Genomic DNA, 23,375 nt, shown 5'->3' with positions numbered 1-23,375 from the left:
CCGGCGCCGGAGGGGCGTGTCAAGTGGTGCGAGACCACCTGCTGGTTGAGCACGTCGCAGGTGTCCGAGCTGATGTGTCCGGTCCCGGACCGGAACATCACGGCCTTCCTGTCGGGCGGGAGCTTGTGCACCTCGGGCACCCACAGCTCGATCACGAACCGGCCGCCGGGTGCGAGGTGGCGGGCCGCGTTGCGAAAGCACTCGACCTGCTCGGGTTGGGTCTGCAGCACGGAGATCGCGTTGAGGACCAGGCAGACGAGCCGGAAGCGGCCCGCACCGGGAGCGGTCGCGGTGGCCATGTCGCCGAGGACGACAGGGGGCGCCTCCCAGTCGGCCTTCGTGCGCAACTGCTCGACCATGGGCCGGCTCAGCTCGATTCCGGTGACCGCGACACCCGGATCGTGTCCCTCCCGACCCGGGCGCTCCCTCTCGGAAATCAGCTGACGTCCCCGCCGTGCCGGGGCTTCGGAGCCCCCGGTGGGACGAAGCAGGCGGTGACCGTCTTCCCCGAAGCCTGCGGATGCGTGGCCCAGGCGTCGGCGAGAGCGTCGACGATCGCCAGTCCGCGCCCCCCGGTCGTCGTGACGTCCTCGGCCTGCTTGGCGGGGGGCAGGGGGTCGGAGTCGTGGACACTGACGTGCAGGCAATGACTGTCCCAGGTGAGGACCAGTTGGGCGTCGCTGTGCGCGTGCACGTGCGCGTTGGTGATCAGCTCGGAGACACTGAGCAGGATCGCGTCCACCACCTCGGGAGCGTCCGCGGTCCATGCCAAGGACGTCAAATGATCCCGCGTCCACCGACGGCCGGCCCGCACCCCTTGCGACACCGGAAACGACTGCGCCCATCCCATCGCCCGCAGTGACGTGTCCTTCGCCATCAGCCCTCCCTCGCTCATTCCGCCGTCCTCTCTCCTACCCCCGGCTTCGAGGCACACCCCGGCAAGTGCCGACGCCCCGCAGCCGAACCCGGGACGGGGCGAGGTGTGCGCCCGCAAGGGTGCTTCCCGGTGTCAGGAACGGGCCATGAGCGCGGCCAGACCCGCCCGGGTGGCGACACCGGTCTTGCGGAACACCCGGGACAGATGGGTCTCGACGGTACGCGGGCTGAGGAAGAGCCTGGTGGCGATCGCCTGGTTGGTGAGGCCCTCCGCCACCATGTCGGCGACCTGTCGTTCGCGTGCCGTCAACGAGGCCAGCCACGGAGGCGCGACGGATACCGTGGGCGAGGTGGAAGTCCGCGTCAGTTCCGCCAGACCGACCAGCAGGCCCGCGCCTCCGCCGGTGGCCAGCCGTCGGCCCTGCTCCCACATGGCCGCTCCGCGCGTGCCGAACCCGGCGGCTGTCGTCACGGGGGCCGCGAGCAGCAGTGACCTCGCCTCCCAGAACACCGCACCGGAGCGTGCGCACAGCGCAGCTGCCTCGGAGAGCAGCGTCGCGGCCCTGGCGGTGGCACCGTCGTGCAGTGCGAGCTGGGCCGCGCTCCGCATCGCGGAGGCACGCTGCACGGGCAGACCGAGCCGCTCCGCCTCGTCGTGGGCCCGCCCGGACCATGCGGACGCGGAGTCGACGTCCCCTGTGGAGAGGGCCGCCGTGACGAGCAGTTCCAGGAAGAGAGGACGCATCGAGGGCTGAAGTCCACGCAGGTCGTCGCCGCCGGCCCGGAGGAAGGCGTCCCGGGCGCGGTGCGGATCGCCGCCGGTGATCGCGGCGTAGCCGAGCATGCACCACGCCATGGAGGCCCGCCAGTTGTCACTCGGCCCCATGGTCGCGACGGCCTCCTCGGCCACCGCCAGTGCCTCCGGGTCACCGGGGGCGGACGCCGCGATACGCACCTGGGCCTTGTTGGCCAGGACGAAGGCGAGCAGTTCGCTGCTGCCGATGCCTCGGGCGATGTCCTCGGCCTCGTCCGCCAGCTCCCGGGCCGACGGCAGGCGGCAGGTCTGGATACGTACGTGTGCCTTGCAGAGCAGCAGGAGTGGCAGGAGGTAGATCTGCCCGCTGTGCCGGGCTATCCCGAGGCCCCGGTCGGCGTGGCGCTCGGCATCCGTGAAGCGACCGAGGAATGCCTCGGCCCAGCCCAGTCTGCCCAGCGGTTCGCACAGCGCCGTGAGGTCGTCGTCGGGCAGACCGTCCAGCAGCCCGGCCGCCTGCGCGGCGTAGGCGCTCGCCGCGGCCACATTGCCCTCGTACGCCTCGCCGAAGGCGGCGACCGCCAGTGCCCCTGCTTCCCCTGGCTCGTTGCCGAGAGCGCGAGCATCCGCGAGAGTACGCACTACTTCGTCCCGCATCTGCGGATAGGAGGCGTTGTGCGGTGCGGACGAGCTCAGTTCGAGGCCGATCGACACCCTGTCGGCCGGCGAGGGTTCCGGCTGCCTGCTCAGTTCACGGCGCAGGAGTGCGATCGCCTCGGGGTATCTGCCGAGGTGCCGCTCGGTCGAGGCGCACAGCACGACCGCAGAGGTCCTGAGGCCGCTCTCGTCGGGGCCGGCCGTGCTGATGACCTTGTGCAACAGGTCGCGGCTCTCCCGCAGCCCGCCGGCCACACCGAGTGCCCGAGCACGCCGCAGCATCAGATCGCGTCGTTCGGGGCCGTGTTCGACCGTGTCGGGCAGCAGCCGGAGGGCGGCCTGGAGCCAGTGTGCGCAGCTCGTCGGGGCAGTCGAAGCGGTCTGCTCCGCTGCCTGCCTCAGCACGGAGTAGGCCCCCGGGTCCCACGTCGTCACCGACCGTTCGATGTGCTGTGCCTGCTCGACGGCCGGTGCGCCGGTGCGGGCCAGCTCGGCTGCGGCGGCATGATGGATCTCGACGCGCCGCCGAGCGGCGGTGGACTCGTGGACCAGTGCCCGGATCACCGGGTGGCGCAACACCATTCGGCCTGCCGGGCCCGACCGCACGAGGTCACGCCGCGCAAGGGTGTCCAGGTCGTCGTCGAGCTCGGCATCGGTACGTCCGGTCGCTCTGCGGATCACCGGGGACACGGCGTGGTCGCCGAGCACGGCGATCGCCTCCAAGGTCCCGCGTTGCGACGGCGTCAGCGGGGCCAGCTCGTCGAGCAGCAGCGCTCCGAGTCCGGTGGGCGGTTCACCGAGGCCGATCCCGGCGGGGGCCGAGGAGGGCGTACCCCGTGGCGCGGCCTTCTCGCGGTGCGCGTGGAGGAGGGAGAGGAAGTAGAGCGGGTTTCCCTCGCCTGCGGCGTACAGGTGCGCGGCCCGGTCGCGCGGCAGGTCGGGGGCGAGCCCTTCGACGCAGTCCTGTTCCGCGAGCGGCGCCAGACCGATCCGGAGTACCGCCTCGGTATCGGCTTCGCGCGTGAGCGCCGCGGTGAGTGCGGTCGGAGTCTGCCGGTCGCGGCGGGCGGCCACGAGGACGACCGGGCCCGGCACGGGATGCCGTACGAGGTGGTCCAGGAGCTCCAGGGACGCCGGGTCCGCCCAGTGCACGTCGTCCAGCGCCACCACCAGGCCACCGGACCGGCCGAGTCGCGCCAGCAGCCCTGCGACCGATCGGTGGAGACCGAAACGGTCGGCAGTGGCGGGCACCGGGCCGGTGGGCGGCCCTGCTCCACGGCCGCCGAGGATGCGGGAGACCGCGTCGGACAGGCCGGGTTCGCGCGGCGGGCGGTCGTCGAGATCGGCGAAAGCGTCGGCGAACGGATGGAACGGGAGGTGCCGCTCGTACTCCGCCGCCCGGCCGCGCAGTACCGTCACCCCGCGCCGCCGTGCCCGCAGGCAGAACTCCGCCATCAGCCGGCTCTTGCCGATCCCTGCCGCGCCGGTGATGTCGACGTAGGACGGGGCCCCCTGGCCCAGCCTGTCGATCACCGTGTCGAGCAGTCCCAGCTCGGCCGTGCGGCCGACGAGGGAGCTCCCGCTGTCGTGACCTGTGGCAGCGTCCACCGACGCTCCCACGTGTGTGATCTCTCCACCGAACTCCACGGCATTGTCTACCACGTCGGGCGGACAGCCGTTCGGCAGTCGTACGAAAGCCGCGTCCGGCACGTCCGCCGAGCACGCCGGGCCTGCGGCGCCCCGCCCTCTCAGCCGAGCAGCGCGGTGGCGATCGAGACGGGGATGCCCACCAGGAATCCGAGGGCGAGGGCTGCCAACTGGGCGGCGATCAGGACCGCGACGTAGTCGGCGTCGTGGCTCCAGGTGCCGTCCCGCGCGCAGGCACGGAACGACAGCGCCAGTGCGAGGAACGGTCCGAGGATGAGCCCGGTGACGGTGACCCACGTCCCCAGCGCGTCGCCCGAGAATTCGTGGGCTCTGCCTCGCGCCGTCCGCACCTCCAGGGTGCTGCCCGGTTCGTGCGATCGGGCGGCCTCGTCCAGGGTGATCCGATGTGAGGGCTCGCCCGCCGTCCGCGGCGTGTACGTGCCGCTGCAGTCGGTGCCGTCCGGATTCCCCTGCGCGTCAGTGGCCCCGTAGCACGAGGTGATCGTCATGACGCCGTCCACGGGGCCGATTCGCAGAACGGCCGCCAGGTGGGGTGCGGGGAACAGCCAGATCAGCCACCCGGCGATCGTGAGACTGACCACCGCGCCGGTCAGGTTCACCCTCCGTTGCCATGTCCCTGGCCTTCGCGTCACACCGCCTGCCCTCCGTGAAAACGGCCGTCACACGTGTACGTCTCCCGGGCCGGCCACGACTCTCCCACCCACCGTGGTGTCGCGAGTCCGTGGTTTCCCTGACGAGTTCTACGCAGTTCCGGGTGTGCGGGGTCGACCGCCCAGCTGTTACGTAGCGAAGTACGTGGTTCCACCGACGCCCTCGGCGGCGGATCCTGCGAGCATCGGTCCCCGCGCCGCAGCACGGCCGTGTGCCCGCAACTGCCGGCGTTCGGATCATTCGCCCTTCGGACAAGAGGTGCCCACGTGTCACGCCGCGTCCTTGTCTCCCCCCTCCTCGGAGTGGTCCTCGCGCTGACTTCTCGCCGCATGCGGATCCACGGCGGACAGGGACGCGGCTGCGCCAAGGACTTAACCGACAAGGGCGATATCTCGGTGGGCTGTGTGGATGCCGAGGGGCTGGCGCGGGTGCGGGGCGAACTGCCCGCCTGCGACAGCACCCTGCTCCACGGCTCAGGAGCCCGCACCCCTCGCGGCGATGAAGGGCCTCCTCCTGACTGACTGACCGTCAGCCCGGGGCCCGAGGGAAGAGGTCCGGCCCTCGGCCTTCCGTCCCTGTGCCGGCCGACGCAGGCGCGGCCCGCGTGGGACCGGGCCGCCACGCCTCGGTTCGAGCCACCGAGGACGCAGCCGGGTGGGGCCAGGACATGCACGCGAACGCAGATTCCGACCGAGGGAGCATCAGTGCGAAACAGAACGGCTGTTCCAGGGCTCGGCATGATCCGCGGTGATCACGCCGTCATCAACCCGGCGATGGGCGCCATGATGCAGGTGCTGAGGGGATTCATGCTGATCCTCTGGGTCTTCATGCTCGTCGCCACGGTCGTGAACCCCTCGGCGGTCAATGACAACGCCATTCCCACGACGGCCGTGGTGGCCGTCGTGTACGCCCTGAAGTTCGGATGGCGCCGACTCACCGCCGTGCTCGGTGTGACCAGGTGTTACCTGTGCGCGGACGGCGTGGCCGTCACCAACCGGTTGGGCCGGGTACGCGACTCCGTGGCGTGGAGCGAGGTGACCGGGGTGCAGCAGACGGCGGTGGTGGGTCTCGTCATGGGCTGCCACCGCATCGAGATCTTCAGGAGCGGTTCCGCCTCACCGCTCTGGTTCGTGGCGCCCGGAACGAAGTCCGCCCTGGTGCAGGCCCTTCTGGCCGAGGGAAGGCGCACCGGCGCCCTCCAGTGATCGCCGCGTGCGGGCGGCGGCGATGCCCGGGACCTGGAGCGGTCTCCCGTCCCCGAGGCCTGGAGCGGTCGCCCGTCCACGGGCTCGGGGTGCGGCTCGCGCCTTCTCCCCGGCGGGCCGGCCGTGGTCCGCCCCAGGCCGGCTGTTACGACCGCGTCCCGCGAGATGCCCGTGCGGCCGTGTATTCCGACAGCAGCGACTCGAGACTGCTCACCATGAAGCGGTAGTACTCCTGCATCTCGCTGAGCCGGAGCTGCTGCACCGCCGTCATCCCCGTGCCCCGCCCCTGCGCCCGTTCGGCAAGCTCGCGCAGTTGTGCGGTCGTGTCGACGATGTGCTGCAGGCACCCGATCCAGGCGTCGTCCCTCCAGCGGTAGACGAAGTGCCGCTGCCCGGGCTCCTTGTAGCGCTCCACGGTGCCGTTGGTGACGAGCAGCCGTGTCATCTCCGAAACCGACCCCTTGCTCGCGTCGAGGGCGTCCTGGAGTTCCGCGAGGGTCATCGGGCTCTCGCTCAGCATCAACAGGCGGGCCGCCCGGCCGGCCATCGGCGGCCAGCCCATCGCCCGGCCGACACGCATGCCGAACTCCCCGACGAGTGCTTCGTGGGCGTCGGCGTCGATGCCCTCGGGCGCCTGGGACACCGAGGTCCTCCAAAAATCAGAATAAGTTGAACGTTCAGTATTGACTGAACCCTGCGCCCGAGTGGAGAGTGCCAGGCAAGCCTGCGGACCTCCGAGGCCATGACCGATCACCCTACGGCGGGAGACGAGATATGACGAGCGGCGGCTGGGACGTCATCGTGGTGGGGGCGGGATCCGCGGGCGCGGCGTATGCGGTGCGCTCGGCGGAGAAGGGAAAGCGCGTCCTGCTGCTGGAAGCGGGCCCCGATTACCGGTCGGCACAGATGCACGAGGCGTGGCGTTCGCCCAACCCGGTGGTCGCGCTGATGGACCCCACGGCGGCGGAGGGGCTGCTCTGGATGGGGCTGATGTCGTCCCGGACCGACAAGCAGCGGTCCGCGCCGTACTGGCGCGGCCGGGGGGTCGGTGGCAGTTCGTCGATCAACGGGCAGATCGCGATCCGGCCGCCCATGGCGGACTTCGACGACTGGGCGGCCCTTGGCTGTTCGGGGTGGTCGCCGGAGGATGTCCTGCCCTACTTCGCGAGACTGGAGGACGACACGGAGTTCGGCGACGAGCCGCACCACGGCCGTGGCGGGCCGACGCCGATCCATCGGATGTCTCAGGACCGGTGGGGCGCGGTCGACGGTGCTCTGGCCCGTTCCGCTCTCGCGGCCGGCTTCGGCTGGGCCCCGGACGTCAACGCGCCGACGGCGACGGGTGTTTCGCCCTACCCGATCAACTCACGTGACGGCCGGCGGGTGACGGTCAACGACGCGTACCTGGAGGCGGCCCGGGAACTGAGCACGCTCACCGTCCGCGGAGGCGCTCTCGTGGACCAGGTGATCTTCGCCGGGAGCCGGGCGACGGGAGTACGGCTGCTCGTCGACGGACGAGTGGTGACCGAAGAGGCCGACACCGTCGTCCTCAGCGCCGGTGTGATCCACTCCCCCGCGATCCTCATGCGCTCGGGCATCGGCCCCGCGGAGCACCTGCGCTCCGTGGGCATCGACGTGCGCCACGACCTTCCGGTGGGGCGCGGCATGCAGGACCACCCGATGTCTCTGGTGTCGATCCCGCTGACGGATGCCGCGGCGGTGAAGACACCGCACGATCGGCACACCAACGTCTGCGTCCGATGGACCAGCGGCGCCGACGCCCCGCAGAACGACTTGATGTTCGTCTCGCTCAACCAGAACGTGCTGACCATGGCCACCGCCTCGACCGGCACCGGTTCGGGCGCCTTCGGGATCTGGCTGAACCAGAACCACTCCCGCGGTGTACTGACGCTGGTCTCGGCCGACCCCTCCGACCAGCCGTCGGTGCGGCAGCGGATGCTGTCCGACGAGACGGACCTCGCCCGCATGCGCCACGGCGTCCGGACGCTGGTCGACCTGGCACGCCGGCCCGAGGCGGCGGAGATCACAGCCGGCTCGCTCGAGAAGGAGAACGCGGATCTGTTCCGCGTACTGGAGAGCGACGGCGGACTCGACGACTACTTGCTGGCCACGGTCGTGGACGCGCAGCACGGCACCAGCACCTGCCGCATGGGCGCGACCACCGACCCCGGCACGGTCGTCGACAGCGAGTGCCGCGTCCTCGGAGTGGACGGCCTTCACGTGGTCGACGCCTCGGTCTTCCCCAGCGTGCCCCGGGCCAACACGAATCTCGCCACGATCATGGTCGGTGAGCTCATGGCCGACCGGATCGCCTGACACACCCCCAATCGTCCGTTTCCTTTCAGCGGGCCGTGGCAGTGGTCACGGCCCCGCCATGTCCACGGAGGAGATCTCCCGATGAAGACCTTGCAGAACCTTGTCGGCGGCATCTGGGAGGACTCCCTGAGTGACGCGCTGCTCGATGTCGTCAACCCCGCGACCGAGGACGTCGTCGCCCGCGTTCCCGGTGGCTGTCGGCGCGACGTCGACCGCGCGGTGGCCGCAGCGGCGCGGGCGCAGCCCGCCTGGGCGGCGCTGCCCGTGGCCGAGCGTGTCGCGCACATCTCCGCCTGGGCCGACACCGTCGCCGAGCACGCCGACGAACTCGCCGGACTCGAGTGCCGGGAGATGGGCAAGCCGACCGGGATCGGCCGCACCTTCATCGACGGTGCGGTCGCCGGCCTCAAGGCCGCGGCGGCCCAGGCGCTGTCGTACGGCTTCGAGGAGACGATCGGCCACCCGGACGGCAGCGCGACGAGGGTCCTGCGTCACCCGCTGGGAGCCACCGCGGTGATCACACCCTGGAACTTCCCGGTCCCCATGGTTCTCGGCGCGCTCGGCCCCCTGCTGGCGGCCGGCAACACCGTGGTCGTCAAACCCTCCGAGCTCTCACCGATGTCGGCCGTGAGGCTCTTCGAGCTGCTGAACCTGCCGCCGGGGGTGGTGAACCTGGTCCTCGGCGACGCGCGTGCCGGAGTGCCTCTGGCCGAGCACGAGGAGATCCGACTCGTGCACTTCACGGGATCTGTCGAGGCGGGCCGGAAAGTCGGAGCGGGGACCGGCAGGCTGTTGCACCGCGCGGTGCTCGAACTCGGCGGCAAGGACCCCGTCGTCATCGACTCGGGAGTCGACCCGGCCGCGACGGCCGCCGCCGTCGCGTTCGGCGCGTTCGTGAACACCGGGCAGATCTGCACGTCCATGGAACGTGTATACGTGCACCAGGAGATCGCCGACGAGTTCATCGACGCCCTGGTGCAGGCGGCACAGACGTACACCATGGGGGACGGTCACGACGAAGGCGTGATGATGGGCCCGCTGGTCGACGGGCGTCAGCGCGACATCGTCCGGCGGCACGTCGCCGACGCGGTCGAGCGCGGTGCGACGGTCCGCGCGGGAGGGATCGACCCGGACGGCAAGGGCTTCTTCTACCCAGCCACGGTCCTGACCGGCGTCGACGAGTCGATGCTGGTGATGAAGGAGGAGACGTTCGGCCCGCTCGCGCCCGTCGTGGTCGTCGCCTCCTTCGAGGAGGGCCTGGAGCGTGCCTCCCGGTCCCGCTTCGGCCTCGCCGCGACGGTCTACACCGACGACCCCGACCACATCGCCGCGGCGGCCCGGCTCCCCGCAGGTGTCGTCTGGATCAATCAGTGGCAGGGCGGCGGGCCCGAACGCCTCTACGAACCCGCCGGTGACAGCGGCATGGGCGCCACGGGTTCGACCGCGGCCTACGACGCCGCCACCAGGGCGGCCACCGTCCACATCGCCCCGCGGCCGACGCCGTGAAGACCGCACCGGTGAACCCCAGGAGCATCATCGAGCGGCGGATCCGGACCGCGGAACGCGGACTGGTGGATCTGTCCCACCGGATCCACGCCCATCCGGAACTCGCCTTCGAGGAGGTCCGGGCCAGTGACTGGGTCGCCCGGCACCTGAGCGAAGCCGGTTTCGAGGTCGAGCACGGCTGCTACGGCCTGCCCACCGCGGTCCGTGCCACCGTGGGCTCCGGGCCGCTGCACATCGCGGTCTGCGCGGAGTACGACGCGCTGCCGCAGATCGGCCACGCCTGCGGACACAATGTGATCGCTGCCGCCGCGGTGGGCGCCGGCCTCGGCCTGGCGGGCCTCGCCGACGACCTCGGAATCACACTCACCGTGCTCGGGACACCGGCCGAGGAAGGCGGCGGCGGCAAGGTCCTGATGCTCGAACGCGGAGCCTTCGACGGACTCGACGCCGCCATGATGGTGCATCCCGCGGCGGCCGAGATGGACGCCATGCCCGGCTCGGCGGTCTCCATGTTCGACGTGTCCTACCGCGGGAGGCCCGCGCACGCGGGTGCCTATCCCGAACGCGGCCTCAACGCCGCCGACGCCATGACCGTCGCCCAGGTGGCCATCGGACTGATGCGCCAGCAGACAACACGCGGGGACCGTGTCCAGGGCATCGTCACAGAAGCCGGCAGCGCGGCGAACATCATCCCGGAGGCCAGCCGCGGCCGATGGGTCGTCCGCTCGGACACGCTGTCGGAGCTCGCACCGCTCACGGCACGTGTACAGCGCTGCTTCGAGGCCGGGGCGCTCGCGACCGGCTGTGACCTGTCGATCGCCCCGGCCGGCCCCGACTACGCCGACCTGCGACCCGACCCGCGGCTACTGGCGCTGTACCGGAGCAACGCGGAGGCCCTCGGCCGGACCTTCGCCGACCTGCCCGGCGGCGCGGCCGTCGGAGCCGCCACCGACATGGGCAACGTCTCCCACGTCGTGCCCACCATCCACCCCATGCTCGGACTGGACTGCGCACCCGCGGTCAACCACCAGCCCGAGTTCACCGCCGCGTGCATCACACCGGCAGCCGACCGCGCCGTTGTCGAAGGCGCCATCGCCATGGCCTGGACCGCCGCCGACCTCGCCGCGTCCTCGCGAACGGGCCGCTCATGAGGCGTGGTCGGAAGCCGCGGCCGCAACGTGGGTGAGGCCCGGCTTCCGATCCGGTAGCGGTGAGGCCCGGCTTCCGGTCCGGTACACCCCTCGGATTCGGGAGCCGTGTCCCCCCGGCACGGGTCGCACCTCCGGGCACGGGCCCTACCTGTAGCGTGATCGCCTGCCGCATGGAATGTCCATGTGTCGACCGGCCCGTACGGGAGATTCCGGTGGCGAGCGATGGGACCCGTGATGAGCGAAGCGACGAAGCCCAGGGTCGAGGTCCCGGAGGGCGACGCACCCACCGAGCTGACGGTCCGGGACCTCGTGGTCGGGGACGGACCCGAGGCGCAGCCGGGCAGGGTCGTCCAGCTCCACTACGTAGGTGTCACGTTCGCGTCCGGGAGGGAGTTCGACTCCTCCTGGGAGCGGAACCGGCCGTTCAAGTTCGCCGTGGGCGGTGGCAGGGTCATCAAGGGCTGGGACCGGGGAGTGAGGGGAATGAAGGTCGGTGGCCGGCGCGAGATCATCGTTCCCCCGCGTCTCGGTTACGGCAAGCAGTCACCCTCCGCGCTGATCCCGGCGGGCTCGACGCTGATCTTCGTCGTCGACCTGCTCACGGTCGTCGCGCCTACGACCTCGACGAGGACCGGTTCCACGGACCCGTCAGGAAGCTGAAAACCGCTGCGGTCCAGTGGAGTTCAGCTGTCCGGAGAGTTCAGCTGTCCTGGGGTCGAAGGCACGGACGAACCGAACCCTGAGGATCAGCCCCTTACGCGACGGCGGACAATGGGCTCTCCAAGGACTCCGGAAGCCGGGGCCGGAGCAAGGTCGCGGATCATGTCGCGGCTCCGCCACCGGCACGACGCGCCGGACAGAACCTCAGGAGGGGAAGCGTGACCGAGACCGACAACGCCCGATCCGCCGCCAGTGAAGCGGAAGCGGCACCCCGGAGCCGACTGCAGCGCCTGATGCGCTACATCCCCCTGGTCGCGCCCGTCCTGCTGTGGGCAGTGCCGTGCTGGGTCCTCCTGCATACCGGCCAGCACTGGCCGTTCCCCGTCACGCCGATCGGCACCGCGCTGTTCGCCCTCGGTCTGATCGGTATGCCGCTCGCGATGGCGCGTGGCCACGGCCGGCGCCAGCAGGACCGTGCGGCGATCGTCGGTGACACACTGCTGGGCAGCATCTGGATCCTGTTCACCTGGTCCGTGCTGCTCGGCGTCCTGCTCCGGCTCACCCTGACCGTGGCCGGCGTCGGCGACGGACAGGACCGGGCCCGCATCGTCACCTGGGCCGTCGTCGGCGTGGCCGCCGTGCTGCTCGCCTGGGGATACGTCGAGGCCCGACGCGTGCCGCGCGTACGCCGACTCGACGTGCGACTCCCCCGGCTGGGAGCCGGGCTCGACGGAACCCGGGTCGCCCTCATCACGGACACCCACTACGGTCCGCTCGACCGCGCCCGGTGGTCGGAGCGGGTCTGCGAGAAGGTGAACACCCTGGAGGCCGACCTGGTCTGCCACACCGGTGACATCGCGGACGGCACGGCCGAACGCCGTCGCGCCCAAGCGGCCCCACTGGGCACCGTGCAGGCGACTCGGGCCCGTGTCTACGTCACCGGCAACCACGAGTACTACAGCGAGGCCCAGGGCTGGGTGGACCTGATGGACGAGCTGGGCTGGGAGCCACTGCGCAACCGCCATCTGCTGCTCGAACGCGGTGGTGACACCCTCGTGGTCGCCGGCGTCGACGACGTCACCGCGGAGTCCTCCGGACTCGAAGGCCACCGCGCCCACCTCGCCGGAGCCCTGGACGGCGCCGACCCAGACCTCCCGGTCCTTCTCCTCGCCCACCAGCCCAAGTTCATCGACCGTGCGGCAGCGCACGGCGTCGACCTCCAGCTCTCCGGCCACACCCACGGCGGGCAGATCTGGCCCTTCCACCACCTGGTCCGCCTCGACCAGCCGGCCCTCGCCGGCCTCAGCCACCACGGCGCCCGCACCCTCCTCTACACCAGCCGCGGTACCGGCTTCTGGGGCCCGCCCTTCCGCGTCTTCGCCCCCAGCGAGATCACCCTGCTCGTGCTGCGCTCCCCGCAGCAGCCCGCCTGACCTCGGTGGCGCCTCGCCGGAACCCGGCCGAAGACGTCGGGTCGGCTCGGGACAGACCTGTTGGCGTCGCTCGGATCAGTGGCAGAAGGAGCAATATGCACTCATCGGCGACCACGACATCCAGCAGATCCACCGCGCGCTCCACGCCGCACCGGGCCGTCACCACCCTCCGGCGCCCCTGGCCATCGAGGTGACGGTTGAACGACGTTGCAGCGTTGTCGGCCGGTGTCGAGACCTCGCCGGGGCCCTGGTGCGCGGGGTGGCGGCTGGGCAGGCTAGTTTGCTCGGATGAGTCTCCTTGATGATGTGGCCGAGCGCGACAGCTGGCGGTGCTGGGTGTGCGACGAAGCAGTCGACCCCGACGAGTCGGTAAACGACCCGCGGGGGCCCAGCGTCGACAGCCGGACTGCCGACCGGAAGGCCAAGGTCGCCGAGCGGCTCGCGCACCGCGGATGCAACACCCGCAAGGGCGCGGTCAAGGTAGTCATCGCCTGGCCGGACCACCTGCACGTGGTCGAACCAGCGCCACTGCTCACCGTTGCCGGGAGACTGGAGCGCAAGGGGGGCCGCGAGATGGTGGGCCGTTGTCCGACCGAGCGGGACGCCCAAGAGGCGGCGAATTGGCTGGTGGACCGTTTCTCCCGACTGGTACCGGGGCTGCCGGTGACCGCCGACATCGAACCGGGCGGCGGCCAGTTCCTCGTCATCCTGAACACGGGCCGCCGCTGACCATCTCCAGCGCCCACTCGCGTCGAGGTGAACCATCGGTCCACATCGACCTGTCCTTGCAGAACCGACGAACGTTGCTCGCCTGTGCCCAGCTACGGGTCGATGCTGCCGTCGCAGCGCCGAGAGGTGTTGTTCCGGAAAGCTTGAGCGGCCGCGGTTTCGTTCAGCTCGCCCCGTGACCAGGTCCACCGTGAACTCGCTGGTGCGGTTGATGCGGAGGGCCGCGATCGGCTGCCGACAGTTTTGACGTACTCGAAGGCGATCCAGCGGCCGCTGCGGTCGCCGATCTGGGACGGGAGCGCCAAGTCGGCTCTGAAGTCGACGAAGTGCCGGCTCAGCCCGCTGGTTGGGTCGGTGACGGACACCGATGGCAGTGAACCGGGCAACACGGTGGCAGCCTGTGGCGGCAACACGACGTCCGGTTGCGGCGTCGACCAAATCGCTCTCGCACTCAACCGTGGCCGGCGGACCGGTGGGCATCCGTTCCGTTCGTACCAATCGGTTGGCACGGCCGGAATCCCCCTCTACATTCCCGCCGGAGCAACGCGCTATCCGAGGAAGCTCAGCCGCACCTGACGGTCCGTATTGTCGACGTTCGTGTCCACCAGACACACCGACTGCCACGTCCCCAGCTCCAGCCTCCCCCCGACCACCGGCAGCGTGGCATGCGGGGGTACGAGTGCCGGGAGTACGTGGTCGCGGCCGTGGCCGGGGCTTCCGTGGCGGTGGCGCCAGCGGTCGTCGGCCGGGAGGAGGGTCTGCAGGGCGGTCAGGAGGTCGTCGTCGCTGCCGGCCCCGGTCTCCAGGATCGCGATCCCGGCGGTGGCATGGGGTACGAAGACGTTGAGCAGGCCGTCCCTGCCGTGCGCGGTTCGGGCGAGGAACTGTGCGCAGTCCTCGGTCAGGTCGGCGACCGTTTCGGTGCGTCCCGTGGTGACGCTCAGCAGGTGTGTGGCAAAGGTGGCGGGCATGACCCCATTCTCCTGTCTCCGGGGCTGAACGCCCGCCGGGAAGATCCGGGGTGCGGCCAGGGTTGGTAGAAGCGTGAACAACTTTGGGACGCGTGAGCTGGACGTGGTCGTCATCGGCGCCGGGCAGGCCGGGCTGTCCGCCGCCTACCACCTGCGCCGCGCCGGCCTCGGGCCCGACCGGGAATTCGTCGTGCTGGACCACGCGCCCCGGCCCGGCGGCGCCTGGCAGTTCCGCTGGCCTTCACTGACGTACGGCAAGGTGCACGGGATGCACTCCCTGCCCGGTATGGAACTGACCGGTGCGGATGACAGCAGGCCCTCGTCAGAGGTGATCGGGGGCTATTTCGACGCCTACGAGCAACGTTTCGGTCTGCGCGTGCACCGCCCCGTCGAGGTGAGCGCCGTACGCGAGGGCGCAGATGGCCGACTGCTGGTCGAGACCTCCGAGGGCGTGTACGCAACGCGCACCCTGATCAACGCCACCGGCACCTGGGACCGGCCGTTCTGGCCCCGCTACCCCGGCCAGGAGACCTTCCGTGGAAGGCAGTTGCACACTGCGAACTACCCGGGGCCCACGGAGTTCGCCGGCCTGAGGGTGATCGTGGTCGGCGGCGGCGCGTCGGGCACCCAGCATCTGATGGAGATCGCCGAGGTGGCGTCGGAGACGTACTGGGTGACTCGGCGCCCTCCGGTCTTCCGGGAGGGGCCGTTCGGCGAGGTGCAGGGGCGGGCAGCGGTGGCCATGGTCGAGGAGCGCGTACGCCGCGGGCTGCCGCCGCAGAGTGTGGTGAGCGTGACCGGGCTGCCGCTGAACGACGCCGTGCGGCGTGCACGCGATGAGGGAGTACTCGATCGGCTCCCCATGTTCGAACGCATCACGCCGGAAGGCGTGGCCTGGCCCGACGGCCGCACGGTGGAGGCCGATGTCATCCTCTGGGCGACCGGCTTCCGGGCCGCCGTCGATCATCTCGCGCCGCTGAGACTCCGCGAGCCCGGCGGCGGCATCCGTGTCGAGGACACCCGGGCCGTGCGGGACGCGCGCGTCCATCTCGTCGGGTACGGCCCGTCCGCCAGCACGATCGGCGCCAACCGGGCAGGCCGGGAGGCGGTCCGTTCGGTGACCCGGTTGTTGGACGGCGTACCGGCCTGAGCCTTGCTCCTCCTTCGGGCCGGCGTCCCGGGGAGTTCCACTCCGGGCAGTGCTCTCATGGGCGGCGAGCATGCCGCACGCCAGGCGGCCGGATCTGCGGACGATCCCCGGACGACCACCGGGCTCATGTGGCTGCCGCAGCCATACGGCCGCGCCGGGTTCACGTGGCTGCCGGGGCCAGGTGGCTTTCGCTCGTGGCTGCCGGGGCCGGATGGCTGTCACGGCGGATCAGGGCGGCGTAGCGTCCGTCCTGCGCGAGCAGTTCCTCGTGCGTGCCACGCTCTGCCACACGGCCGTCGTCCAGGACGATGATCTGGTCCGCGTCCCTGACGGTGGAGAGCCGGTGCGCGATGGTGAGCGTGGTGCGCCCCTTCGACAGGGCGTCGATGGCCTGCTGTACAGCGTGTTCCGTACGGGTGTCGAGGGCGCTGGTCGCCTCGTCGAGGATCAGCACGGGCGGGTCCCGGAGAATGGTGCGGGCGATGGCCAGCCGTTGCTTCTCGCCACCTGAGAACCGGTACCCGCGTTCGCCGACCAGGGTGTCGTAGCCGTCGGGGAGCCCCGCGATGTGGTCGTGGATCTGCGCGGTGCGGGTCGCGGCCTCGATCTCCTCGTCGGTGGCGTCCGGCTTGGCGAAGCGGAGGTTCTCCGCGACCGAGGCGTGGAAGAGGTACGTCTCCTGGGAGACCACGCCGACGGCGCGGGCGAGGGTGTCGAAATCGAGGTCGCGCACATCGACCCCGTCGATCGTGACCCGGCCCCCTGTGACGTCGTACAGCCTCGGCACCAGATAGCTGAGTGTGGACTTGCCCGAACCCGTGGGTCCGACGACGGCCAGGCTGTTCCCCGCGGGCACGGTCACGTCGACGCCGCTCAGGGTCGGGCCGCTCTTCGCGTCGTAGCTGAAGGTGACGTCCTCGAAGGCGACCTCACCGCGGATCTTCTCGAGCCGGACAGGCTTCTCCGGTTCGGTGATGTCCACTTCGAGATCGAGGTACTCGAAGATGCGGGCGAACAGGGCGAGGGAGGTCTGCATCTGCACACCGGTGGAGAGCAGGCTCACGGCGGGACGGAACAGGCCCTGCTGGAGCGAGACGAAGGCGACCAGTGTGCCGATGGAGACAGCGGTGACGCCCGACTGGAGGGTGAGGCCCGCTGCCCAGTAGATGACGGCAGGCATGGCGGCCATCACGATCCCGATGGTGGACATCCTCCAGCGCCCCGCCATGCTGGAGCGCACCTCGAGGTCGACCAGGCGCTCCGACTCCTCGGAGAAACTCTGGGTGAGGGAGTCCGAGCGGCCCATGGTGCGGCCGAGCAGGATGCCGCTGACCGAGAGTGATTCGGTGACCGTGGCTGCCATCGCGGCCATCTGCTTCTGGCGCTGGGTGGTGATTTTCTTGCGTTCCCGGCCGACACGGCGGCTGATCCAGACGAAGACGGGCAGCAGGAGCAGCGAGACGACGGTGAGCCGCCAGTCCAGGGCGAGCATGGCGACCACGGTGGCGACCACGGAGGTCAGGTTGGAGACCAGGGAGGTCGCGGTGGAGGTGACCGTCGCCTGCATTCCGCCGATGTCGTTGGCGATGCGGGACTGGACCTCGCCGGTGCGGGTCCGGGTGAAGAAGGCGAGCGGCATCCGCTGGAGCTGGGTGTAGACGGCGGTGCGCAGGTCGTGCATGACGCGCTGTCCGACCGTCGTGGAGATCAGGGTCTGCAGGACACCGAAGACGCTGGTCATCACGGCCGTGAGGATCATGCCGAGTGCGAGCAGCGTGAGGAGACCCGTGCGGCCCTGGGGGATCGCGGTGTCCAGGATCTCGCGGAGCAGGAACGGTGAGGCGACCGACACCAGGGAGGAGGCGCCGACCAGCAGGCCCACCACGGTGAGTCTGGCCCGGTACGGACGGAAGAGACGGAAGATGCGGCGCAGCTCGGCAGGCGGCTGGCCGGAGTCTGCGGCTGGAGGTGTCCAGGCGGGTTCGTCGGGTTTCATGGGCTCCTTCGAAGGCGCGTGGGGAACAGGGACGAAAAAGGGACGCGAAAGGGGCTCGGGCTCACGGCAGCGGACACAGAGGTCTCGGAGGTGAAGGGCGAGCCGACCTTTGAGAGCTTAGCTCATTGTTACCCATCTTCACAATGAACCAGGTCCTGATATTGTTCCCTCATGGACTCCCCCGACTCCGACGGCATGCTCGCCGAGCAGCTCCTGCGACTCACGCGCCGCCTCCAGCGCATCCAGAGCCGCCAGCTGGAGCCGATCGGCATCACTCCGGCCCAGTTCCGCCTGCTGCGCACGACCGCGCACTACGAGGGCGCGCCCCGGATGGCCGATCTCGCCGAGCGGCTCGACGTCGTCCCCCGGGCGGTGACCACTCTGGTCGACGGCCTGGAGGCGAGCGGCAGGGTGCGGCGTGCCCCGGATCCGACCAACCGCCGGGTGGTCCGTATCGAGATCACGAAGGAGGGCCGGGAGGTGCTCCGTTCGATGCGCGCCGCGCGGAAGGCGGCCGCGGAGGAGATCCTGGCTCCATTGACCGCCGAACAGCGTGAGGTGCTCGGCGGCCTGCTCACCGCTCTGGTCGACGGGATGCCGGAGCGCCGCCGCTGCTGAGGCAGGCGGTGCGGCCACCGCACCGCGCCGTCGAGGGGACCCTGACATGCCGCTGCTGGAGCCGAAGCCGGAAGCCCTGCGCCCCGGTACGGCACGTGCCCCGTCCCCCGATCGGGTGCCCGGCTGGAAGGCGTCGGGGAGCCCGGCGGAACTGCGGGCCGGCCTGACCGCCCTGCTCGGTCCGGAGAAGGTGCTCTGGCAGATCTCGGACCTGGTGCGGTATGCCTCCGATGCGAGCCCGTACCGCTTCCTGCCGCAGGTCGTCGTGGTCCCCGAGGACCTGGACGACATCTCGGCGATCCTCTCCTACGCGCACGGCAACGGCCGCGGTGTCGTCTTCAGGGCCGCCGGCACCAGCCTCAACGGCCAGGCGCAGGGCGAGGACATCCTCGTCGACGTACGCCGGCACTGGACGGGGGTCGAGGTCCTCGACGGCGGTGCCCGGGCCCGGATCCGGCCCGGGACCACCGTCATGCGGGCCAATGCCGCGCTCGCCCGGCACGGGCGGGTCCTTGGCCCCGATCCCGCCAGTGCCATCGCCTGCACCGTCGGTGGGGTCGTGGCCAACAACGCCTCGGGCATGACCGCGGGCACCACCAGGAATTCGTACCGTACGGTCTCCTCGCTGACCTTCGTCCTGCCGAGCGGCACGGTGGTCGACACGGGTGAGGCGGACGCCGACGAGCTGCTGCGCCACGCGGAACCGCACCTGTGCGACGAGCTGCTGGCGCTGAAGGCCGAGATCGAGGCCGACGAGCGGCTCACCGCCCGGATCCGTGCCAAGTACGAGATCAAGAACACCAACGGCTACCGCCTCGACGCGTTCCTGGACGGATCGACCCCGGTGGAGATCCTGCGGGGCCTGATGGTCGGCTCCGAGGGCACCTTCGGATTCATCTCCGAGGTCGTCTTCGACACCCTGCCCCTGGACCGCCACGTCTCGTCCGCGCTCCTGTTCTTCCCCTCCCTCTCGGCGGCCGCGGCGGCCGTGCCCCGCTTCAACGAGGCGGGGGCCACCGCCGTGGAGCTGATGGACGGCAACACCCTGCGCGCCTCGGTCCGGGTCGAGGGCGTTCCCTCGGACTGGGCGGGGCTCCCGCAGGGGACGACCGCGCTGCTGGTGGAGTTCCGCGCCCCGGACGAAGACGCGCTGACCGTCTGCGAGCGGGCCGCGGCCTCGGTCGTCGACGGCATCGGTCTCGTGGCTCCTGCGGTCTCCGTCACCAACGAGTTCACGCGCGACCCCGGCGCCGTCTCGGGGTACTGGAAGGCGCGGAAGGCGTTCGTCACCGCCGTAGGCGGCTCCCGTCCCGCGGGCACGACCCTGATCACCGAGGACTTCGCAGTCCCCCCGTCCCGGCTGTCGGAAGCCTGCGAGGCGTTGCTCGCCCTGCAGGCCGTCCACGGCTTCGACGCCGCGGTCGCGGGTCACGCGGCGCACGGAAACCTGCATTTCCTGCTGGCCTTCGACGCCGCGGAGCCGGCCGACGTCGAACGCTACGCCGCGTTCATGGAGGAGTTCTGCACGCTCGTCGTCGACCGCTTCGACGGGTCGCTGAAGGCGGAGCACGCCACGGGACGGAACATCGCGCCGTTCCTGGAGAGGGAGTGGGGTCCCACCGCGACCGCTCTCATGTGGCGCACGAAGGAGGCCATCGACCCGGACGGGGTCCTGGCCCCCCGGATCGTGCTGGACCGGGATCCGGCGGCGCATCTGCGCGGGCTCAAGACCATCCCCAAGGTCGAGCCGGTCGCCGACCCGTGCATCGAGTGCGGCTTCTGCGAGCCGACCTGTCCCAGCGAGGACCTCACCACCACGCCGCGCCAACGGATCGTGCTGCGCCGGGAAATGATGCGCCAGCCGGACGGCTCCCCGGTGGAGGCCGGCCTGCTGGACGCCTACGGCTACGACGCCGTGGACACCTGCGCGGGCGACTCCACCTGCAAGCTCGCATGTCCCGTCGGCATCGACACCGGCGCGATGATGAAGGACTTCCGCCATCGTCGTCACTCCGCCCGTGAGGAGCGGGTGGCAGCTCTGACCGCGCGGCACTTCGGGTTCGTGGAGGCGTCGGCCCGGGTCGCCCTCGGTGTGGCCGACGTCGTGACCCGCCGTGCCGGCGACCGGCTGCTGGAGGCCGTGACCCGGCTCGCCCGCAGGGCCGTGCGTCCGGACCTGGTGCCGGAATGGCTGCCGGAGATCCCCGGCGCCGCGTCCCGCGCCCTGCCGCCCACCTCCCGGTCCGGTGCGCGCGCCGTCTACTACCCGGCCTGCGTGAACCGCATCTTCGCCGGACCCGGCGAGGACGCCGGAGCGCTGTCGCTCGCCGAGTCCGTCGTCTCCCTCTCCGCGCGGGCCGGCAGACCCGTATGGATTCCCGAGGACGTCTCGGGCACCTGCTGCGCGACGATCTGGCACTCCAAGGGATATGACGTCGCCGACGCGATCATGGCCAATCGCATCGTGGAGGCCGCCTGGGGCTGGACCGGAGGTGGTTCTCTGCCGCTGGTCGTCGACGCGTCGTCGTGCACCCTGGGCCTGGCCCACGAGGTGGTTCCCCATCTCACGGAGGACAACCGGGCGTTGCACCGGGAGATGACGTTCGTCGACTCCCTCGTCTGGGCCGCTGACGAGCTGCTCCCCCATCTGACGGTGTTCCGCCGGGCGGGTTCCGCCGTCCTGCATCCCACCTGCTCGATGGAGCATCTCGGCGACGTCCCCCACCTGCGCACGGTGGCGGAGGCCTGCGCCGAGGAGGTCGTCGTGCCCGACGACGTCGGCTGCTGCGGGTTCGCGGGCGACCGGGGCATGCTGCACAAGGAGCTGACGGACTCGGCGACCGCCAAGGAGGCTGCGGAGGTCAACACCCGTCCGTACGACGCCTATCTGTCGGCGAACCGTACGTGCGAGATCGGGATGGACCGTGCGACCGGCCACCGTTACCACTCGGCCCTCATCGAGCTGGAGCGGGCGACCCGGCCGGTCCTCTGAAGGCGGGTCAGCGGCGCGTCGCCGCAGGGGGATACGTCTGCCCCCGGGCGCCGGGCCGGGACCTCGCCCCCTCCTACCGGCCGGACGGCAGCGTCCCCCGCCGTCCCCTCGCCCACCGAGCCGGCTGCGGGTCCTGCCCGATCCTGCCGCCCGCCCCGCCCGGCCTGCCCGTCCCGCCCGATCCTGACCGCCCTGCCCGTCCTCGTGCGGCTCACCGTCGGCCGCCCGGAGCACCGCGTCATGGGACTGCCGCAGGGCCGTGGTCCACAAACGCACGGCGCGGGGGCCCTGCACGGACGCCGTGGTTCGTCGAAGCCCCGTTCACGGACGCGGTAGTCCGTCGGGGCCCCACACTGACGCCGTAGTCCGATCACTGCCTCTTGCGCAACACCAGCCCCACCCACCAAGGTCCTTGACGAGGTTCGGGGACCCGCCGTGTCCACGCGGGCCCCGGGAACCGTACGCGCACCGTCGACTCCCCTCTCTGGAGGCCAGATGAATGACGACGCACCACAGGACCGGAATTCGTGGGACCAGGACCCGCAGACCACGGACGACAGCTCGCTGAGCCGTCGTTCCGTCCTTCGCACCACAGCCGGCGCGGTGGGAGTCGCGGGCACCGGACTCGGACTCGGGGCGCTCGGCTCCGGCTCGGCATCGGCCGCCGAGCACCCCGCGGACTCCGAAGCCCTGTCCGTTCCGGCCCGCAGGGGCGCCACCATGGCCGGGGTCCGCTTCGACCGTCGTTCGACCGTGCGCGTCGGCATCGTGGGGCTCGGCAACCGCGGCGGCAGCATGATCGACCTCTTCCTCGCCGTCGACGGGGTGCGGGTCGTCGCCGTCTGCGATCCGGTGAAGGACAAGGCCGAGCGAGCAGCCGCGAAGGTCACGGCCGCGGGTCAGCCCGCACCCGCCGTGTACACCAAGGGGGAGGACGACTACGCGAACCTCTGCGCACGCGGAGACATCGACTTCGTGTACGTGGCGACGCCCTGGGACTTCCACTTCGAGATGGCCAGGACGGCCATGCTGAACGGCAAGCACGTCGGTGTCGAGTGTCCGATCGCACTGCGGCTGGACCAGCTCTGGGAGCTGGTCGACCTCTCCGAACGGACCAGGCGCCACTGTATGCAGCTGGAGAACTGCTGTTACGGGCGCAACGAGATGCGGGTGCTGCGGATGGCGCACGCCGGTCTGTTCGGTGATCTGCTGCACGGGGCGGGCGCCTACAACCACGACCTGCGCGGCCTGATGTTCGACCCGGACTACTACGAGGGCCCCTGGCGGCGGTTGTGGCACACGCGGCTGCGCGGTGACCTGTACCCCAACCACGGCTTCGGCCCGGTCTCCAACTACATGGACGTCAACCGCGGCGATCGCGCGGTCAGCATCACGAGTGTCGGCACGCCCTCGCTCGGTCTCGCCGCCTACCGCAAGGAGCACATGCCTGCCGGCGACGCGAGCTGGAAGGAGACCTACATCGAGAGCGACCGGACGATCAGTCTCGTCCAGACCGCCAAGGGCCGGGTGATACGCCTGGAGCACGACGTGTCGACACCTCACCCCTACTCGCGGATCAACAGCCTCGGCGGCACGAAAGGGGTGTTCGAGGACTACCCGGAGCGGATCTACCTCGAACCGGACCACTCGAACGACGAGTGGGCCGACTTCGGCGCGTACGCCGACTGGGACCACTGGCTGTGGAAGGAACACTCCGACCCGCCGGGAGGCCATGGCGGGATGGACTACATGATGGTGTTCAGGCTGATGCAGTGCATGCGGCTCGGGCTCGCCCCCGACTTCGACGTGTACGACGCCGCCACCTGGACCGCGCCCGTGCCGCTCAGCCACCTGTCGATCAAGGCCAAGGGTGCGCCGCAGCAGATCCCCGACTTCACCCGGGGCGAGTGGAGGAAGGCACGTTCCGGCGTGGACTCCGACCGACCCACCGAATAGACGGCCCACGCCCCGTCACCACGGCCGGTGGCGGGGCTCCTCCACCCACGGTGGAACCGGCCGTC

Annotated in this window: 18 protein-coding genes and 1 pseudogene; 12 read left to right on the top strand and 7 right to left on the bottom strand. The window is 70.7% G+C overall.

Going from position 1 to position 23,375, the window contains the following annotated elements:
* Nucleotides 1-23 precede the first annotated feature (23 nt).
* The 4 genes and pseudogenes from P8A20_RS32815 to P8A20_RS32800 form a co-directional block, all read right to left on the bottom strand.
* A pseudogene (locus P8A20_RS32815) lies at nt 24-395 on the bottom strand (methyltransferase domain-containing protein); the annotation flags it as partial.
* 41 nt (nt 396-436) lie between these two features.
* A complete protein-coding gene (locus tag P8A20_RS32810; protein ID WP_187282364.1) occupies nt 437-877 on the bottom strand; it encodes an ATP-binding protein in 441 nt (146 codons plus the stop codon).
* Nucleotides 878-1,009: 132 nt separating this feature from the next.
* Nucleotides 1,010-3,895 carry a helix-turn-helix transcriptional regulator gene (locus P8A20_RS32805; RefSeq protein WP_306104800.1) on the bottom strand — a complete coding sequence of 962 codons (2,886 nt, stop codon included), beginning with the start codon at nt 3,893-3,895 and terminating at the stop codon, nt 1,010-1,012.
* A gap of 140 nt (nt 3,896-4,035) precedes the next feature.
* Nucleotides 4,036-4,554, bottom strand: coding sequence for a hypothetical protein (locus P8A20_RS32800; protein ID WP_147962611.1), 519 nt, complete (start codon nt 4,552-4,554; stop codon nt 4,036-4,038).
* A 318-nt stretch (nt 4,555-4,872) separates the two neighbouring features.
* On the opposite strand from P8A20_RS32800, the gene P8A20_RS32795 reads away from it, so the two are divergent.
* Nucleotides 4,873-5,127 (top strand): hypothetical protein, encoded by a 255-nt coding sequence (locus P8A20_RS32795; RefSeq protein ID WP_306104799.1) that lies wholly within the window; start codon nt 4,873-4,875, stop codon nt 5,125-5,127.
* Between the two features lie 183 nt (nt 5,128-5,310).
* The gene (locus tag P8A20_RS32790; protein ID WP_147962610.1) at nt 5,311-5,811 is read left to right on the top strand and encodes a hypothetical protein; all 501 of its coding nucleotides are present in this window, start codon (nt 5,311-5,313) and stop codon (nt 5,809-5,811) included.
* 145 nt (nt 5,812-5,956) lie between these two features.
* Here P8A20_RS32790 and P8A20_RS32785 read toward each other — a convergent pair whose 3' ends face one another.
* Nucleotides 5,957-6,454: a GbsR/MarR family transcriptional regulator gene (locus tag P8A20_RS32785; protein ID WP_306104798.1), complete on the bottom strand. Its 498-nt coding sequence runs from the start codon at nt 6,452-6,454 to the stop codon at nt 5,957-5,959.
* Between the two features lie 131 nt (nt 6,455-6,585).
* Here P8A20_RS32785 and P8A20_RS32780 point away from each other — a divergent pair, with 131 nt between their 5' ends.
* The 6 genes from P8A20_RS32780 to P8A20_RS32755 all read left to right on the top strand — a co-directional run bounded on the left by P8A20_RS32780 (nt 6,586) and on the right by P8A20_RS32755 (nt 13,627).
* The gene (locus P8A20_RS32780) at nt 6,586-8,148 is read left to right on the top strand and encodes a GMC family oxidoreductase (protein ID WP_306104797.1); all 1,563 of its coding nucleotides are present in this window, start codon (nt 6,586-6,588) and stop codon (nt 8,146-8,148) included.
* A gap of 81 nt (nt 8,149-8,229) precedes the next feature.
* Nucleotides 8,230-9,654 (top strand): aldehyde dehydrogenase family protein, encoded by a 1,425-nt coding sequence (locus P8A20_RS32775; protein ID WP_306104796.1) that lies wholly within the window; start codon nt 8,230-8,232, stop codon nt 9,652-9,654.
* A gap of 11 nt (nt 9,655-9,665) precedes the next feature.
* Complete coding sequence (locus tag P8A20_RS32770) at nt 9,666-10,805, top strand: M20 family metallopeptidase (protein WP_147962606.1); 1,140 nt, start codon at nt 9,666-9,668, stop codon at nt 10,803-10,805.
* A gap of 234 nt (nt 10,806-11,039) precedes the next feature.
* Nucleotides 11,040-11,465 carry an FKBP-type peptidyl-prolyl cis-trans isomerase gene (locus tag P8A20_RS32765; protein ID WP_306104795.1) on the top strand — a complete coding sequence of 142 codons (426 nt, stop codon included), beginning with the start codon at nt 11,040-11,042 and terminating at the stop codon, nt 11,463-11,465.
* Nucleotides 11,466-11,683: 218 nt separating this feature from the next.
* Nucleotides 11,684-12,898: a metallophosphoesterase gene (locus P8A20_RS32760; RefSeq protein ID WP_147962604.1), complete on the top strand. Its 1,215-nt coding sequence runs from the start codon at nt 11,684-11,686 to the stop codon at nt 12,896-12,898.
* A 288-nt stretch (nt 12,899-13,186) separates the two neighbouring features.
* Nucleotides 13,187-13,627 carry a hypothetical protein gene (locus P8A20_RS32755; RefSeq protein WP_147962603.1) on the top strand — a complete coding sequence of 147 codons (441 nt, stop codon included), beginning with the start codon at nt 13,187-13,189 and terminating at the stop codon, nt 13,625-13,627.
* A gap of 548 nt (nt 13,628-14,175) precedes the next feature.
* Here P8A20_RS32755 and P8A20_RS32750 read toward each other — a convergent pair.
* Nucleotides 14,176-14,598, bottom strand: a complete 423-nt coding sequence (locus tag P8A20_RS32750) for a secondary thiamine-phosphate synthase enzyme YjbQ (protein ID WP_147962602.1) — start codon at nt 14,596-14,598, stop codon at nt 14,176-14,178.
* A gap of 73 nt (nt 14,599-14,671) precedes the next feature.
* Here P8A20_RS32750 and P8A20_RS32745 point away from each other — a divergent pair, with 73 nt between their 5' ends.
* Nucleotides 14,672-15,748 carry an NAD(P)-binding domain-containing protein gene (locus tag P8A20_RS32745; protein WP_147962601.1) on the top strand — a complete coding sequence of 359 codons (1,077 nt, stop codon included), beginning with the start codon at nt 14,672-14,674 and terminating at the stop codon, nt 15,746-15,748.
* 160 nt (nt 15,749-15,908) lie between these two features.
* Here the strand turns inward: P8A20_RS32745 and P8A20_RS32740 are convergent, their stop codons facing one another.
* Nucleotides 15,909-17,744 carry an ABC transporter ATP-binding protein gene (locus P8A20_RS32740; RefSeq protein ID WP_147962600.1) on the bottom strand — a complete coding sequence of 612 codons (1,836 nt, stop codon included), beginning with the start codon at nt 17,742-17,744 and terminating at the stop codon, nt 15,909-15,911.
* Between the two features lie 171 nt (nt 17,745-17,915).
* On the opposite strand from P8A20_RS32740, the gene P8A20_RS32735 reads away from it, so the two are divergent.
* The 3 genes from P8A20_RS32735 (at nt 17,916) to P8A20_RS32725 (ending at nt 23,310) form a co-directional block, all read left to right on the top strand.
* Nucleotides 17,916-18,362 carry a MarR family winged helix-turn-helix transcriptional regulator gene (locus tag P8A20_RS32735; RefSeq protein ID WP_147962599.1) on the top strand — a complete coding sequence of 149 codons (447 nt, stop codon included), beginning with the start codon at nt 17,916-17,918 and terminating at the stop codon, nt 18,360-18,362.
* 46 nt (nt 18,363-18,408) lie between these two features.
* The gene (locus P8A20_RS32730; protein WP_306104794.1) at nt 18,409-21,354 is read left to right on the top strand and encodes an FAD-binding and (Fe-S)-binding domain-containing protein; all 2,946 of its coding nucleotides are present in this window, start codon (nt 18,409-18,411) and stop codon (nt 21,352-21,354) included.
* Nucleotides 21,355-21,849: 495 nt separating this feature from the next.
* Nucleotides 21,850-23,310: a Gfo/Idh/MocA family protein gene (locus tag P8A20_RS32725; RefSeq protein ID WP_147962598.1), complete on the top strand. Its 1,461-nt coding sequence runs from the start codon at nt 21,850-21,852 to the stop codon at nt 23,308-23,310.
* Nucleotides 23,311-23,375: the final 65 nt, after the last annotated feature.

The organism is Streptomyces sp. Alt3 (assembly GCF_030719215.1).
GTDB classification, from domain to species: domain Bacteria; phylum Actinomycetota; class Actinomycetes; order Streptomycetales; family Streptomycetaceae; genus Streptomyces; species Streptomyces glycanivorans.
This window is presented reverse-complemented; position numbering and strand designations above follow the sequence as displayed.